The organism is Stutzerimonas sp. R40042 (assembly GCF_026642215.1).
Classification (GTDB): Bacteria; Pseudomonadota; Gammaproteobacteria; order Pseudomonadales; family Pseudomonadaceae; genus Stutzerimonas; species Stutzerimonas frequens.
Map to the genome: position 1 here is coordinate 2249792 of NZ_CP113258.1, position 14617 is coordinate 2264408.

Annotated in this window: 13 protein-coding genes and 3 tRNA genes; 10 read left to right on the forward strand and 6 right to left on the reverse strand. The window is 60.9% G+C overall.

All coding sequences use genetic code 11. The features are described from left to right. The first annotated feature begins 405 nt into the window (after positions 1 to 405). A complete protein-coding gene (locus OUY36_RS10700) occupies positions 406 to 882 on the forward strand; it encodes a DUF1289 domain-containing protein (RefSeq protein WP_063543056.1) in 477 nt (158 codons plus the stop codon). 36 nt (positions 883 to 918) lie between these two features. Here OUY36_RS10700 and OUY36_RS10705 read toward each other — a convergent pair whose 3' ends face one another. Beyond that, a complete protein-coding gene (locus OUY36_RS10705; RefSeq protein ID WP_267938011.1) occupies positions 919 to 1779 on the reverse strand; it encodes a universal stress protein in 861 nt (286 codons plus the stop codon). Between the two features lie 176 nt (positions 1780 to 1955). Between OUY36_RS10705 and OUY36_RS10710 the strand changes: the two genes are divergently transcribed. Further along, positions 1956 to 2561 (forward strand): tRNA-(ms[2]io[6]A)-hydroxylase, encoded by a 606-nt coding sequence (locus OUY36_RS10710; RefSeq protein ID WP_267938013.1) that lies wholly within the window; start codon positions 1956 to 1958, stop codon positions 2559 to 2561. On the opposite strand, the gene lpxH is transcribed toward OUY36_RS10710, so the two are convergent. Both lpxH and OUY36_RS10720 read right to left on the reverse strand, forming a co-directional pair. Then, positions 2558 to 3280, reverse strand: a complete 723-nt coding sequence (lpxH, locus tag OUY36_RS10715) for a UDP-2,3-diacylglucosamine diphosphatase (RefSeq protein WP_267938015.1) — start codon at positions 3278 to 3280, stop codon at positions 2558 to 2560. The genes OUY36_RS10710 and lpxH overlap by 4 nt on opposite strands. A 6-nt stretch (positions 3281 to 3286) precedes the next feature. Continuing rightward, positions 3287 to 3781 carry a peptidylprolyl isomerase gene (locus OUY36_RS10720; RefSeq protein ID WP_063543050.1) on the reverse strand — a complete coding sequence of 165 codons (495 nt, stop codon included), beginning with the start codon at positions 3779 to 3781 and terminating at the stop codon, positions 3287 to 3289. A 331-nt stretch (positions 3782 to 4112) separates the two neighbouring features. Here OUY36_RS10720 and OUY36_RS10725 point away from each other — a divergent pair, with 331 nt between their 5' ends. Further along, positions 4113 to 5780: a glutamine--tRNA ligase/YqeY domain fusion protein gene (locus OUY36_RS10725; protein WP_267938017.1), complete on the forward strand. Its 1668-nt coding sequence runs from the start codon at positions 4113 to 4115 to the stop codon at positions 5778 to 5780. Further along, positions 5780 to 7165, forward strand: a complete 1386-nt coding sequence (cysS, locus tag OUY36_RS10730) for a cysteine--tRNA ligase (protein WP_267938019.1) — start codon at positions 5780 to 5782, stop codon at positions 7163 to 7165. Before OUY36_RS10725 ends, cysS begins: the two co-directional genes overlap by 1 nt. Before the next feature lie 57 nt (positions 7166 to 7222). Here the strand turns inward: cysS and folD are convergent, their stop codons facing one another. Next, positions 7223 to 8077, reverse strand: coding sequence for a bifunctional methylenetetrahydrofolate dehydrogenase/methenyltetrahydrofolate cyclohydrolase FolD (folD, locus tag OUY36_RS10735; RefSeq protein ID WP_267938022.1), 855 nt, complete (start codon positions 8075 to 8077; stop codon positions 7223 to 7225). 275 nt (positions 8078 to 8352) lie between these two features. Here folD and OUY36_RS10740 point away from each other — a divergent pair. From OUY36_RS10740 to OUY36_RS10750, 3 genes are all read left to right on the forward strand, one after another. Then, positions 8353 to 8429, forward strand: a tRNA-Arg gene (locus OUY36_RS10740). Positions 8430 to 8461: 32 nt separating this feature from the next. Further along, positions 8462 to 8537, forward strand: a tRNA-His gene (locus OUY36_RS10745). 50 nt (positions 8538 to 8587) lie between these two features. Continuing rightward, positions 8588 to 8672: transfer RNA gene (locus OUY36_RS10750), tRNA-Leu, on the forward strand. A gap of 567 nt (positions 8673 to 9239) precedes the next feature. Here OUY36_RS10750 and OUY36_RS10755 read toward each other — a convergent pair. Beyond that, a complete protein-coding gene (locus OUY36_RS10755; protein ID WP_267938024.1) occupies positions 9240 to 9542 on the reverse strand; it encodes a MerR family transcriptional regulator in 303 nt (100 codons plus the stop codon). On the opposite strand from OUY36_RS10755, the gene OUY36_RS10760 reads away from it, so the two are divergent. Beyond that, positions 9541 to 10500 carry an aminotransferase class IV family protein gene (locus tag OUY36_RS10760; protein ID WP_267938026.1) on the forward strand — a complete coding sequence of 320 codons (960 nt, stop codon included), beginning with the start codon at positions 9541 to 9543 and terminating at the stop codon, positions 10498 to 10500. The genes OUY36_RS10755 and OUY36_RS10760 overlap by 2 nt on opposite strands. Positions 10501 to 10576: 76 nt before the next feature. Here OUY36_RS10760 and OUY36_RS10765 read toward each other — a convergent pair whose 3' ends face one another. Next, complete coding sequence (locus OUY36_RS10765; RefSeq protein WP_267938028.1) at positions 10577 to 12859, reverse strand: MHYT domain-containing protein; 2283 nt, start codon at positions 12857 to 12859, stop codon at positions 10577 to 10579. A gap of 195 nt (positions 12860 to 13054) precedes the next feature. Between OUY36_RS10765 and OUY36_RS10770 the strand changes: the two genes are divergently transcribed. Continuing rightward, entirely contained in the window at positions 13055 to 13771 is a 717-nt protein-coding gene (locus tag OUY36_RS10770; RefSeq protein WP_267938031.1) for a FadR/GntR family transcriptional regulator, read from the forward strand. Positions 13772 to 13778: 7 nt separating this feature from the next. Then, positions 13779 to 14540 carry a sulfite exporter TauE/SafE family protein gene (locus OUY36_RS10775; protein WP_267938033.1) on the forward strand — a complete coding sequence of 254 codons (762 nt, stop codon included), beginning with the start codon at positions 13779 to 13781 and terminating at the stop codon, positions 14538 to 14540. Positions 14541 to 14617: the final 77 nt, after the last annotated feature.

Below are 14617 nucleotides of genomic sequence, written 5' to 3' on the forward strand. Positions count from 1 at the left end.
TTACCCTCATCATTGGTCCCTTGGGTGTTTCGGGACGCGCATCCGGAAGCTGTTTTCAAAGTTTTACGCCGGGCGGGCGAGGCCGGATGGGCAGGAGAAAGGCAATTCTGCGCATCCGGCACGCAGCCGGTTCAACTGTGCTCGTGACGCTTTGAAAACAGCTTCGTATGGAATGTGGCGCCAAAAACGGCGGGCTGAGTCTACTGGAAATGGCTCGTGAAGTTAAGTCGAGGACCGCTTGCTGTGGGTGTTGCGCCAACGCCTGTCGGCTCGCCTCGAATGCGCTGAGCACCGTCTGGCCTGGGCTTCAGCGTGATTTGCCGCCATCCGGATGTCAGCGCGAGTGACCCTGGTAGGACAAAAGTCTAAGATGCTCAGCCCGTACTCCATGCCGCTTTTCTGCTCATGTCCACTCAGCGCATCAAAACTCCTTGCGTAGGCCTCTGTTCGACCGTGTACGGCGATGTCGTCTGTCGCGGCTGCAAGCGCTTTCACCACGAGGTGGTCAACTGGAACGCATACGCTGAACAGGAAAAGTTGGCGGTCTGGCGGCGCCTCGAGATTCTTCTCGCTCAGGTGATGATGGCGAAACTCGAGATCTTCGATGCCGTGCTGCTGCGCCAGCAGCTGGAAGCGAGGCAGATTCGCTTCGTGGCCGAGCAATCTCCCTACTGCTGGGCTTATCAGCTGATCGCGCGCGGCGCCCGGCTTATCCAGCAGCTGGACGCGTACGGAGTCAGTCTGTTGCCCGAGTTTCGCGACTGGGCGCTGCCTGAGCTGCGAGATGCCATTGATCGGGAGTTTTTTCTACTTTCCGAGGCCCACTACGATCGCTATATCGCTCCGCAATTCATACGCCAGGGTATGGATCTGAGGGTGTGAAGGCGGAAGCCTCTAGCGAGGCTTCCGCGCGTTGGATCAATGGCGCACAAGGTCTTCCAGGTGATCGATGATGTCATCTGGCTTGAGTACCAGGACGTCGCTTTCCAGCGTATCGAGCACCACTTCCGCAGTATTGCCCATGAGGGCGCCCGAGAATCCGGTTCGTGCCACGGTTCCGATGATGGTTACGACCGCATTGAGCTGATGGCAGACGCGGGGAATCAATGCATCGGCCGGCCCTTCGACAACATGCAGACGTTCGTTCGGGATAGCGAAATCTTCCTGAAATTGCTTGCAGGCGTCGCGATATCTCGCCTCGATGGTCTCTTTCAGCTGAAAGGCCGGATCTGCGGCAGACAACATCGCCGACGGATGGGCGCTGATGACGTGGAGATTGCCATCGGCGAGGTTCGCGATCTCGAATCCGTGATTGACGATGGTCGTATGCAGCGTGCGGTGTTCGAGGTCGGCGTTGCCAACATCCACGGCAGCGAGGATGTTGCCGCCGGTCCATGGCTTGTCGGTTTTAACCATCAACACCGGGCAGGGGCAGTAGCGCAGCAGCTTCCAGTCTTCCGGCGTCAGCAGGGCGCGCTTCAGCGGATTGTCCGGCACGTGCTGCTTGACCACCAGGCCGCAGCCTTCTGCTTGTTGCACGCTGATAATGGTCTGGTGGACGCTCTCGTGCCACGCCTGTTGTGTGGTCGTCTGATGGCCTTCGGACTCGAGCTGCTTTCGCAATGCGCTCAGGTGTGCGCTGTGGTCGTGTCTGGTGTCGCAGATCAGCAAATGCAGGTGAGATTGGCTGACGGTCGAGATCAGGCGCGCGCGCTTGAGGGCCAGCTCTTGTGGCTGGTTCGGGTCAATTACCACGAGGATGCAGCGAATGGCTTGCATGATCGGCTCCATTTCCTGATGCGGGTTGGTCAACTATAGACAAGCCTGCGACGCCAGTTGTGATGTATATCAAGCAAGACTGGCTGCTCCGCGCGGCATTCGTATAATGCCCGCGCGGTGTCGGCCGGCACCACGCGATGACCCACTATTTTGTTCCTGAATATGCAAGGTTCGACATGCTTCCTGATCTGAACGACTTCCTCGCCTGCGTCACCCCCGCTGCTTGGGTAGACGCTGCCTTGCAGAATCAGGACGTGATGCTGATCGACCACGGCAACTGCGAAAAAAAGGCAGCGGGGTCGGCGTTCCAGTTGATGTTCCGCTATGTCGACAAGCCGGATCTGCAGAACAAGATGTCGCGTCTGGCGCGGGAGGAGCTGCGCCATTTCGAGCAGGTGCTGGCGATCATCCGTCGCCGCGAGATCGAGTTGCGCAATGTTGGCTCGTCTCGTTATGCCGCCGGTTTGCGCGAGCTCGTACGCAATCATGAGCCCTATCGACTGACCGACACGCTGGTGATCGGTGCCTTTATCGAGGCGCGCTCTTGCGAGCGCTTCGCCATGTTGGTACCGCACCTGGATGAAGAGCTGGGCAAGTTCTATCACGGGCTGCTCAAGTCGGAAGCGCGGCACTTCCAGGATTACCTGAAGCTGGCCTATCAGTACGGCGACGCCGCCGATGTGGATGCCACCATCGTTCGGGTGCGCGAGCGGGAACGGGAATTGATCGAAAGCCCGGACAGCGAGTTCCGGTTTCACAGCGGCGTGCCGCTGGCAGCCTAGCTCAGGGCGAATGGCGCCTGGTGGTAGCCGTTTTCATCCACCTGCAATGCCCACCCCTGTCGATCCCAGTCGCCCAGCACGATCCGCTTGGCGGGTTGGCTATCTACCTCGAAGTCATGTGTCGCCGGTCGATGAGTATGACCGTGGATCAGCGTGCGAACGCCATGTTCGGCCAGCACGCCGGGTATCAGTTCCGGGGTGACGTCGATGATGTCGCTGGCTTTCATTCGGGTCTGGCTGCGGCTTTCGTTGCGCAGCTTGCGGGCGAGTTTCCGGCGAGTCGCGAGCGGCAGATTGCGCAGAACGAGCAGGCTGAGGGGGTTGCGCAGCAGCCGGCGTAGCCGCATGTAGCCTTCATCGCGGGTACACAGACTGTCGCCGTGCATCAGCAGTACCGGCTCGCCGCAGAGCTGGACCACACTCGGGTCAGCCAGCAGCTTGCAGCCGGCCTTGCGGCAGAAGGTCTGGCCGAGCATGAAGTCGCGGTTGCCGTGCATCAGATAGATTCTGACGCCGCGCTCACTCAACGCACGCAGGGCGCGGGCAATCGATTCCTGGAACGGCGTCATGGCGTCGTCGCCGATCCAGACCTCGAAGAAGTCACCGAGAATGTATAGGGCTTCGGCCTGGGTAGCGCGCGTCGCGAGAAAATGCAGAAACGCCCGGGTGATATCCGGGCGTTCCTCTTCCAGATGCAGATCTGAGATCAGCAGGATCACTCGCGATTACTCGACGATCTCGGCCTTCTCGATCACCACGTCCTCGACCGGGACGTCCTGGTGGCCGGACTTCATGGTCGTCGCCACACCCTTGATCTTCTCGACCACATCCATGCCCTCGGTCACCTCGCCGAACACGGCATAGCCCCAACCCTGTACGGTAGGCGCACTGTGATCGAGGAAGTCGTTGTCCTTCACGTTGATGAAGAACTGCGCGGACGCCGAATGCGGTTCCATGGTGCGCGCCATGGCCAGAGTGCCGGTTTTGTTCGACAGACCATTGTTGGCCTCGTTCTTGATCGGCGCGCGAGTGGACTTCTGCTTCATGCCTGGCTCGAAACCGCCGCCCTGGATCATGAAATTGCTGATCACGCGATGGAAGATGGTGCCGTCGTAGTGGCCGCTCTTCACATATTCCTTGAAGTTGGCTGTGGTTTCCGGAGCCTTGTCTTCGAACAGATTGACGGTGATGACGCCGTAGTTGGTGTGCAGTTTGATCATCGGGAAGGGTTCCGTTTCGTTGGTGCGGGCGCGCCGCTGCAAGGGTCGTCGTTACCGAGTGCCGCCAGTCACTGATGGCGGTATCCCCTGAGCGCATTGCTCTGTCAGGGGGTTGACGGGTCCGCTATGATAGGCGCTTTGATTTGGTCGGCCTACCCTGAGAGGGCATTTACAAGCTACTGCACTCGGCCCTGCGACGTTGAAATGGTCTCAAAATGCTTAAGTACGACTTTGTACATTCCGCTTTTTGCGCTGATCTCACTGCCTGGCCATCGCTCGTTATATTTGTAAGCCTCTCTTAAGCCGCACACTCGCTGACGTTAAGGACATCATGAGCAAGCCCGAGACTCCCGCCGCTAGCAATTTTCTCCGTCCGATCGTCCAGGCTGATCTGGACTCCGGCAAGCACGCCAAGATCGTCACTCGCTTCCCGCCGGAGCCCAATGGCTATCTGCACATCGGGCATGCCAAGTCGATTTGCCTGAACTTCGGCCTAGCGAAGGAGTTCGGTGGCGAGTGCAACCTGCGCTTCGATGACACCAACCCGGCCAAGGAAGACCAGGAGTACATCGACGCGATCAAGAGCGACGTGCAGTGGCTGGGCTTCCAGTGGGCCGGCGAGGAACGCTACGCCTCCAACTATTTCGATCAGCTGCATGACTGGGCGATAGAGCTGATCAAGGCGGGCAAGGCCTATGTCTGCGACCTGACACCCGAGCAGGCCCGTGAATACCGTGGCAGCCTGACCGAGCCTGGCAAGAACAGCCCGTTCCGCGAGCGTTCGGTGGACGAGAACCTCGACCTGTTCGCCCGCATGAAGGCTGGTGAGTTCCCGGATGGCGCCCGTGCGCTGCGGGCGAAGATCGACATGGCCTCGCCGAACATGAATCTGCGCGACCCGATCCTCTATCGCATTCGCCATGCGCACCATCACCAGACCGGTGACAAGTGGTGCATCTATCCGAGCTACGACTTCACTCACGGGCAGTCGGACGCCATCGAGGGCATCACGCATTCCATCTGCACCCTCGAATTCGAGGATCATCGCCCGTTGTACGAGTGGTTCCTGGCCAACCTGCCAGTACCGGCCCAACCGCGCCAGTACGAGTTCGCCCGTCTCAACCTGAACTACACCATCACCAGCAAGCGCAAGCTCAAGCAGCTGGTGGATGAGAAGCACGTGAGCGGTTGGGACGACCCGCGCATGTCGACGCTCTCCGGCTTCCGGCGCCGCGGCTACACCCCGGCCTCGATCCGCAACTTTTGCGACATGATCGGTGTGAATCGCGCAGGCGGCGTTGTCGACATCGGCATGCTGGAATTTGCGATTCGCGAAGACCTGGACGCCAACGCTGCGCGTGCCATGTGCGTGCTCAAGCCACTCAAGGTGGTGATTACCAACTATCCGGAAGGGAAGAGCGAAGACCTCGAGCTGCCGCGTCATCCGAAGCAGGACATGGGGGTGCGGGTGCTGCCGTTCAGCCGCGAGATCTACATCGATGCGGGCGACTTCGAAGAAGTCCCGCCGGCGGGCTTCAAGCGACTGGTTCCTGGCGGTGAAGTGCGACTGCGCGGCAGCTACGTGATCCGTGCCGATGAAGCGATCAAGGACGAGGCTGGAAACGTCGTCGAGCTGCGCTGCAGCTACGACGAAAATACCTTGGGCAAGAACCCCGAAGGCCGCAAGGTCAAGGGTGTGATCCACTGGGTGCCGGCTGCCGAAAGCGTCGAGTGCGAGGTGCGTCTGTACGATCGTCTGTTCCGTTCCGCCAATCCTGAGAAGGACGAGGAGGGCGGCAGCTTCCTGGACAATATCAACCCCGATTCGCTCGTCGTGCTCAAGGGGTGTCGAGCCGAGCCTTCGCTGGCGGATGTGGCTCCTGAAGAGCGCTTTCAGTTCGAGCGTGAAGGCTATTTCTGCGCCGATATGAAGGACAGCAAGCCCGGCGCTCCTGTGTTCAATCGCACCGTCACGCTGCGTGACTCCTGGGGTCAATGATGGCGCTGGCGATCTATAACACGCTGAGCAAGACCAAGGAAGCGTTCTGCCCGCTGGAAGGCAACAAGGTGCGCATGTACGTCTGTGGCATGACGGTCTACGACTTCTGCCACATCGGTCATGCACGGGTAATGGTGGCGTTCGACGTGGTCACCCGCTGGCTGCGCCAGCGCGGCTACGACGTGACCTACGTGCGTAACATCACCGACATCGATGACAAGATCATCCACCGTGCCACTGATAACGGCGAGCCGTTCCAGGCGCTGGTCGAGCGCATGATTGCGGCGATGCATGAAGACGAGACGCGCCTCAACGTGTTGCGTCCGGACGTCGAGCCTCGCGCCACCGACCATATTGCCGGCATGCATACGATGATCCAGACCCTGATCGACAAGGGCTTCGCCTATGCGCCGGGCAACGGTGACGTCTACTACCGGGTCGGCAAATTCGTCGGTTACGGCAAACTCTCGCGGCGCAAGATCGAGGACCTGAAGATCGGCGCGCGCATCGAGGTGGACGAAGCCAAGGAAGATCCGCTGGACTTCGTACTGTGGAAGGGCGCCAAGCCTGGCGAGCCGAGCTGGGATTCGCCGTGGGGCCCTGGGCGTCCCGGTTGGCATATCGAGTGTTCGGTAATGTCCACCTGCTGCCTGGGTGAGACGTTCGACATCCATGGTGGCGGCCCGGATTTGGTGTTTCCGCACCATGAGAACGAGATCGCGCAGAGCGAGGCCGCGACCGGCAAGCAGTACGCCAATGTCTGGATGCACGCTGGCGCGGTGCGGGTCGACGGCGAGAAGATGTCCAAAAGCCTGGGCAATTTCTTCACCATCCGCGAGGTGCTGGAGAAGTACCACCCGGAGGTGGTGCGCTACCTACTGGTGTCCAGCCACTACCGCAGTCCAATCAACTACTCCGAGGACAGCCTGCGCGAAGCCAAAGGTGCGCTGGAGCGCTTCTACAACGGCTTGAAAGGCCTGCCTGACGCGACGCCTGCCGGTGGCGAGGCGTTCGTGGCGCGCTTCGGCGCGGCGATGGACGACGATTTCAACTCGCCAGAAGCGTGCGCGGTGCTGTTCGATATGGTGCGTGAGGTCAACCGCCTGCGTGAGACCGATCTTGCTGCTGCTGCCGCGCTGGCTGCTCAGCTTAAGGTGCTTGCCGGTGTGCTCGGCGTACTGCAGTTGGAGCCCGATGCCTTCCTGCAGGCGGGAGCTGATGGCAAGGTTGACGCTGCCGAGGTCGAGGCGCTGATCGCCGCGCGTTTGGCGGCGAGAGCGGAAAAGAACTGGGCCGAGTCCGACCGTATCCGCGATCAGCTCAGCGCCATGGGTGTGGTCCTGGAGGACGGCAAGGGCGGGACGACCTGGCGTCTGGCTGAATAGTCCAATGCAAACAAGAACGGCGCCGAAGGGCGCCGTTCTTGTTTGCGTCGTTCACGATCAGTCGTGCAGATGTTCTGCGGCGTGCAGGGTATTTTCCAGCAGGCAGGCGCGGGTCATCGGGCCGACGCCGCCCGGCACCGGGGTGATCCATGCGGCGCGCTCGCTGGCTGGTTCGAATTCCACGTCGCCGAGCAGACGGCCATCAGCCTGGCGGTTGATGCCGACGTCGACGACGATTGCGCCGGGCTTGATCCATTCACCCTTGACCAGGCCAGTGATGCCGGTTGCGACCACGACCAGGTCGGCCCGCCGTACGTGCTCTTCGAGATTGCGGGTAAAGCGGTGGGTTACGGTAGTGGTGCAGCCGGCCAACAGCAGCTCCAGCGCCATAGGCCGCCCGACGATGTTCGAAGCGCCGACCACGACCGCGTCCAGCCCATGCAGGTCGACTCCGGTGCTTTCAAGCAGCGTCATGATGCCTTTCGGCGTGCATGGGCGCAGCAATGGCATACGCTGCGCGAGGCGGCCGACGTTATAGGGGTGGAAACCGTCTACGTCCTTGTCCGGGCGGATGCGCTCCAGCAGCTGGGATGCATCGAGATGCTTGGGCAGAGGCAGCTGGACGAGAATGCCGTCGATCGAAGAGTCGTCATTGAGCTGATCGATCAGGGCCAACAGGTCTTCCTGGCGGGTATCGCTTGGCAGATCATGGGCGACAGAGTGGAAGCCCACCTCCTCGCAATCTTTGCGCTTGTGCGCCACGTACACCTGGGAGGCTGGATCGCTGCCGACCAGAATCACGGCGAGGCCGGGTGCGCGGAGCCCTTGGGCGCGACGTTCGGCAACACGACCGGAGATCTGTTGGCGAATGTTGGCAGCAATCGTTTTACCGTCGATCAGTTTTGCGGTCATGACGCTTGGTTAACCATTGGAGAGGACTTGGAAAGGGCGCGTATTCTCGCATGTCGTAGCGATACGGCAAAGGCGAAGCAGCGTTCGTCATCTGTAACCCCTTTATCTAGCTGAAATTTTTTTCAATTTGCTGTTGACGACTGTTTGGAGCCTCTATAACATTCGCCCCGCTTGTCGAGCACAGCCTGCTGCTGGGTAAGATGGCTTACGAAGAAGGCGACTTCTTTCAATAGCCGGAGCTTCAAGTCTGCGCTCCGAACAGAATGCAGATAAAAGCGCCCGTAGCTCAGCTGGATAGAGCATCCGCCTTCTAAGCGGATGGTCGCAGGTTCGAGTCCTGCCGGGTGCGCCATTTCGGGCTCTGGCACAAGCAAATGCAATATGGTGGGCGTAGCTCAGTTGGTAGAGCACAGGATTGTGGCTCCTGGTGTCGAGGGTTCGATCCCCTTCGTCCACCCCATATTCTCGAGAACGCCAGGCGCTGCCTGGCGTTTTCGTTTAGCCCGCTTGGCGGACGTGGTGAAATTGGTAGACACACCAGATTTAGGTTCTGGCGCCGCAAGGTGTGAGAGTTCGAGTCTCTCCGTCCGCACCATGTGAAAAGCTGAAAGCCCCGGATTCCGGGGCTTTCGCGTTTCTGGGCAGCGCGAGTCTGGGTGTAGCGTTCCCAGCGTGCTCCCACGGAAAAAAGGTACGCAACGAGAGCGGTACTTAGCCTTCAAAGTTAAGTAGCCAGCCCAGCATGTGGAGCCTTTCGAAATAGCCTTTGCCATCGAATTCGACATCTGTAGAAGATGGGCGCGCATAGCCGCAGATCCTTCAGGAAATGGCCTTTCGCGTACGTAATCGCTGGTGCCGGGTGCCGTACGTGTCTCTTCAGCGCGCGGCCTGGGATGCTCGATGCATGTTTGCCCAACGTACTGTTTCCGGGGCTGAGCAGCCTGTCGCGATATCGGCGAAGAACCGTGAGAGGAATGGGTTCAGGTGCGCCTGGAATGCTATGGGATCGAAGCGTCCGATCTGTTGCGTGCGCGTTTACCGACTGCTCGATGAGTTCTTCTAAGGGAACGGCCGCGCAGGTTCCGTCTCGCTAAAGGATGCGGACCAGCTGATCGTAAGGGGGGGAGCTCCTTGCCGTGCCACTGCAACCGTTGAGGGGGCTTCACTGGACTTCCAGCAAAAACCTCTCGAGCACCTTGCGGCTGTTCATGAGCTTTTCGGTTTTCTGGTCGATCAGGGCGATCTGCCCGATCAGCGTGGAGCGGAGTTCTTCGCACGGTTCCAAGAGATGACCTTCGCCCCGAATGCACGGCAGAAACTGCTTGATCGTGGTGAGCGTCATGCCTGCGGAGCCCAGCAGCTTGATTCGCTCGACCGTTTGCTGTTCCCGAGGCCCATATTCCCTGAAGCCGCTTTGGCTGCGTTGCGGCTTGAGGAGCCCTTGCTCCTCGTAGTAGCGCAGCATGCGGACGTTCACTTCGCATCGTCTGGACAGTTCGCCGATCTTCATATTGGGCTTGACTCTAACAGTGCTGTCAGATTTTACACTCGATGCTCCCAATCGAAAGGTGAGGAGCATTCCCATGGCGTCACATTGCGAAACTTACCCGATACTGCTCAACGAAGTGCCGGCCACTGCGTGTGATCTGGCGCCTTTAGCATTCGCCGGATTCGCGCACTTCACCGCTTTGCAGGTGAGGGGCCGCAGGGTCAAGGGTCTCGACCTGCACCTGGCGCGCCTGAAGAGCGCCTCGATCGAACTGTTCGGTCGGGCGCCATCCGACGATACCGTGATGCGCAGTGTCCGTCGTGCGATCGAAATCGGCCCTCAGGATCAGTCGCTCACCGTAACGGCGTTCTCACCTGAGGGCGAATTCACCGCCGCAAGCGGCAGTACCGAGCCGAGTCTGCTGGTCCGTACCGGACCTCCGTCGGATGGTCCTCGGGGGCCGCTTCGGCTGAGCGTCGTCGAGCATCAGCGATACCACCCTGGCATAAAGCATGTCGGTGAGGGCGCGAAAACCCATTACCTGTGCAAGGCCGTAGCGCAGGGTTTCGACGATGCGGCCTTCGTCGACCGGCATGGGCGCCTTGGCGAGGCGACCATCTGGAATCTTGCTTTCTGGGACGGCCGTTCGGTTGTCTGGCCACGTGCGCAGGTACTGGCCGGAACGATGATGGGCATGATCCAGCGCCAGCTGGGCGGCCTTGGTATCGCGCAGCGGCATGAGGATGTCTTCCTCGATGGCGTGAAGAGATTTGCGGGCGCGGCCGTGCTGAACTCCTGGTCGCCGGGGGTAGCGGTCACGGCGTTCGGTCCTATCGCCGTTCCGGAAGCGCCGGCCTTCATGGAGGTGCTGCGAGCCGCTTTCGAGGTGGAGCCCGTATGGCTGGACGCCGCCGAAGACCGCCGCGTGCGCTGATGTTTCTGTTGCCCTGTCACGAACGCCTCGGCAGCGAGCTCGGGATGGATTCATCTTGAGCGCATCGAGGCGAGACTCAGTGTGATGGGTAGAGCTCCACGACTACGCCAGATTCCGGCCGATCCATCGCCTGATTCATTGCATGCACCAACGATGCTTGGTTGAAGGGCTTGGCCAGTGTATGCAGGCGGCGGTTGCCTTCGGCCAGGTCGGCGTAGCCACTGACCAGCAGAACGGGAAGGCCCGGTCGCTCGGTGCGTATGGTCTCGGCCAACTGAGCGCCGGTCATGCCGGGCATCATGTGATCGGTGACCAGGATGTCGAAGTCGTCCTGCCGTCGGAGCAGGCAGAGGGCGGCCTCACCGTTGTCAACGGCAGTCACCCTATAGCCGAGATCCTCGAGCAGCGCCGACGTGTTTTCCAGAACCAGTGGATCGTCGTCGACGACGAGCACGGTAAGAGAAGCCTTGGCTACCGTGCGGGTCCATGGGCTTGCAGCCGCCGAGGTGCTCTTGTCTTCGGCGCGTTCTTGCGGCTTGGCCACTGGAAGCCATAGCTCGATCGCCGTGCCTTCGCCCGGAGTGCTGCGGATCTCAAGACGCCCGCCCGATTGCTCAGCCAGACCGTGAGCCATCGACAGCCCGAGACCGGTGCCCTTGCCGGGGCCCTTCGTGGTGAAGAAGGGTTCTGTGGCACGGGACAGAATCTCCTGGGGCATTCCGCAGCCATCGTCCCGTACCAGTAGCACGACGTGCTCGTTTCCAGGCGGTGCGTTGTCGTTGGCGGCGGGGTGGTATTGGCCCTCGATGCAGATCGTGCCGCCGCCCGGCATCGCGTCGCGTGCGTTGACGACCAGATTGATCAGCACCATCTCCAGCTGGTTGGCGTCCACGAAGGCCGGCGGCAGATTCAACGGAAAGCGCATGTCGACAGTAATGTTGGCCTCGACAGAACGCTGTAGCAGCTCACGCATGCCCATCACCAGATCGGGAAGCAGCACCGAGCTTGGGCGTAGCTCCTGCTTGCGGGCAAACGTGAGCAATCGTTGCACCAGACCCGCTCCCCGCTGGGCGGCTTGCAAGGCGTTCTCGATTAGGCTGTCGATACGCGGCTCGCCATCCGGAAGGCGCTTGCGTAGCAGCTCGAGGTTACCGCCGACAACCGCCAGCAGGTTATTGAAGTCGTGGGCAATTCCGCCGGTCAGCTTGCCGATGGCCTCCATTTTCTGAGCCTGGCGCAATGCCGCTTCGGCCTGCCTGCGCTCGGTGACGTCCACCAGGCCACCAAGGATCAACGCGCCCTCAGCGGCGGCTTCGATCCGGGTGGATGCCAGCACGTCGACGAACAGGCCGGCCCGGGCAACGAGGCGATATTCGGCGTTCAGGCATTCACCCGTGGCGACTAGCCGGGGCCAGTCGTGCTCGACCAGCTGGCGAGCCGATTCTGGGGTCATGAAACTGATCAGCTTGCGCCCGATGACGTCCTGACGACGGTAACCGACCAGCGCGAGCCAGGCGTCACTCACCGACCGCAGGTGTCCATCCGTATCCAACGAGTGCAGCGGCAGCGGCGTCTTGCTGTAGAGCTCCTTGAAGCGTTCCTCGCTACGCCGCAGCGCGGCTGCCTCCTGCTCGCTGACCATCGCGCGGCGTCGATCATGCAGAGAGGCGGCAAGGCCGAAGAACAGAACCACGAAGGTTGAGCCCGAGACGGCCGATGCGAGGGACACAAGATCCAAGCCGCCACCCGGCAGGGCAGGTTGAGTGGCGTCCAGGGTGGTGAAGTGCGCGCCGACCATGGCGGAGTAGTGCATGCCGGCGATTGCGAAACCCATCGCTACCGCTGACACAGCCTGTAGAAGGGGCCTGGGCCCCTTGGCCGCCAGCCACAGGGCCACGGTCGAGGCGCCAATGGCGATGGCGAAGGAAATTGCCACCCACAAGCCGTCGTAGCTGAGCTCGGCGTTCATGGTCATGGCTGCCATCCCCATATAGTGCATTGCACCTATGCCAAGCCCCATGAACAGCCCGCCGATGCCAAGCGTGGAGCGCTTCGAGCCCCGGATACCTACCGCAAAGAAACTGATGGCCGTCACCACCATCGGCACGATGAAGGACCAGAGCGTCAGACGCAAATCGTAGCGGATCTCCATGCCCGGCATGCCGAACGCGAGCATGCCGATGAAATGCATCGACCAGATGCTGCCGCCCATGCAGGCGGCTGCGGTGGCCAGCCAGGCGTGGCGGGCCCAGCCTATGGCGACCTTGCTTCGACTGGCAAGGTCCAGAGCCGTGAACGAGCCGGCGATGGCGATCAGAATGGACAGGCTTACCAGAGCAATGTTGTAGGTGGTGTGCATAGGCATCTCGCTGGCAAGGCTATCGATGCCTCTTCAGTTTTGCAGACCTGGCCGTGCCTTTGTCGGTTGCCGACCAGCGGTGGTTAGTCTTCTGGAGCCACGTTCTACAGAAGTCCAGGCGTCGAAATCGGTTCTCTCGTTGTCGCTGCTGATAATTCATCCTATGATCGGCTAAATTCTTACGGAGTGGTCGATATGGCTCTGCAGCAAACGGCGCGTTCGTCATTGGTTGAGCAGGTGATTGGGCAACTGCGTTCGCAGATCACAGCGGGGCAGTGGCCATGCGGTGCGCGGATTCCCACGGAAAGTCAGCTCAGCGAGTCGTTGGGCGTAGGACGCAACACGATTCGCGAAGCGGTAAGGGCGCTGGTGCATACCGGCGTCCTGGAGGTTCGCCAGGGCGCCGGAACATTCGTGCGCTCTGTCCGCGACCCTGCTGGCCTGCTTCAGCATTTGGAGCGCGCGGCCCTGCACGACCAGTTGGAGGTTCGTCGTGCTCTGGAGGTGGAGGCGGCACGCCTCGCTGCGTCTCGCCGTAGCGAAGAGGATCTGCAAGCCATCCACGACGCGCTTGGGGCGAGAGGAAGCTGGAACGATGAAGCCTCGTTGGCGGACTTCGTTCAGCGAGACGCGCAGTTTCATCTGAATATCGTCCGGGCCAGCCATAACGCTACGTTGCTGGAGATGTACCAGTTCTTCTGGGCTGGCCTGCAGAACACCATCGTCAGAACGGAAGCGGAGCATCAACTCCCCGAGCCGACCTATCAGGCACATGCCGCACTCTACGAGGCCATCCGCAGCGGCTGTCCCGAGCAAGCCGCCATAGCGGCCAGCGAGCTGCTGACCCCCGCGCTGGAAGCCCTCGCCAGAACGCTCGAACACGCCACCCACCCATTGAAGGAACAGGAGTAAGTAGCGCATGGACCATTCACTCGCCACCTGGCTAATTCTACTTGTGGCGGCATTTCTCGGCGGCGGCTTGAACGCTATCGCCGGTGGCGGGAGCTTTTTCACCTTCCCGGCTCTGGTTTATGCAGGGGTGCCCGCCGTCGCGGCCAATGCATCCGGAACCCTTGCGCTCTTGCCCGGCTACTTCGCCAGCACCTGGGGATATCGCGAGGACCTCAAACCGCCGGCCACGCTGACGATGAGCGCAGTCATTGCCATCAGCCTGGGCGGCGGCGCCATTGGCGCGGCTTTGCTGTTGACGACTCCTGACGAAATGTTCCGCGCCATCGTGCCCTGGCTCCTGCTGTTCGCCACGTTGCTGTTCGCATTCGGCCCATGGCTGTTGCGCATGTTCAGCGGCAATGCCCGTGAAGGCGAAGCCGGCGCCTGGCTGCAAGGTTGCACACTGGCAGTGGTGAGTATCTACGGAGGCTACTTCAACGGCGGATTGGGTATCGTCCTGCTGGCCGCGTTCAGCCTGCTCGGCCATAGCAGCATCAACTCCATGCAAGGGCTAAAGAATCTGGTTTCGTCGGTACTGACGGCCATCGCGGTGTCGGTCTACGCGTTTGGCGGGGCCATCCTGTGGAAAGAGGCGCTGGTCATGATGCTGGCTGCCAGTGTCGGGGGTTACTTCATGGCGCGCGTCGGCCGAAAGTTGCCGCCGGCATTCGTGCGGGCTGTCGTGATCGTCACGGGTTCGGTCATGACGGTGCTGTTCTTCCGCAGTTGAGCACCTCGAGACGACGATATTTCGCTTTCGTCGCTAGGTGATGCATCGTGAGCGAGCCAGGGCGTCTGCGATGCGGC

Excerpts from the sequence above, each read along its gene's own strand:
- OUY36_RS10700 (WP_063543056.1), top strand. The coding sequence starts at position 406 with ATGTCCACTCAGCGCATCAAAACTCCTTGCGTAGGCCTCTGTTCGACC.
- OUY36_RS10705 (WP_267938011.1), bottom strand. The coding sequence starts at position 1,779 with ATGCAAGCCATTCGCTGCATCCTCGTGGTAATTGACCCGAACCAGCCA.
- OUY36_RS10710 (WP_267938013.1), top strand. The coding sequence starts at position 1,956 with ATGCTTCCTGATCTGAACGACTTCCTCGCCTGCGTCACCCCCGCTGCT.
- OUY36_RS10720 (WP_063543050.1), bottom strand. The coding sequence starts at position 3,781 with ATGATCAAACTGCACACCAACTACGGCGTCATCACCGTCAATCTGTTC.
- OUY36_RS10725 (WP_267938017.1), top strand. The coding sequence starts at position 4,113 with ATGAGCAAGCCCGAGACTCCCGCCGCTAGCAATTTTCTCCGTCCGATC.
- cysS (WP_267938019.1), top strand. The coding sequence starts at position 5,780 with ATGGCGCTGGCGATCTATAACACGCTGAGCAAGACCAAGGAAGCGTTC.
- folD (WP_267938022.1), bottom strand. The coding sequence starts at position 8,077 with ATGACCGCAAAACTGATCGACGGTAAAACGATTGCTGCCAACATTCGC.
- OUY36_RS10760 (WP_267938026.1), top strand. The coding sequence starts at position 9,541 with ATGCGGACGTTCACTTCGCATCGTCTGGACAGTTCGCCGATCTTCATA.
- OUY36_RS10755 (WP_267938024.1), bottom strand. The coding sequence starts at position 9,542 with ATGCTGCGCTACTACGAGGAGCAAGGGCTCCTCAAGCCGCAACGCAGC.
- OUY36_RS10765 (WP_267938028.1), bottom strand. The coding sequence starts at position 12,859 with ATGCACACCACCTACAACATTGCTCTGGTAAGCCTGTCCATTCTGATC.
- OUY36_RS10770 (WP_267938031.1), top strand. The coding sequence starts at position 13,055 with ATGGCTCTGCAGCAAACGGCGCGTTCGTCATTGGTTGAGCAGGTGATT.
- OUY36_RS10775 (WP_267938033.1), top strand. The coding sequence starts at position 13,779 with ATGGACCATTCACTCGCCACCTGGCTAATTCTACTTGTGGCGGCATTT.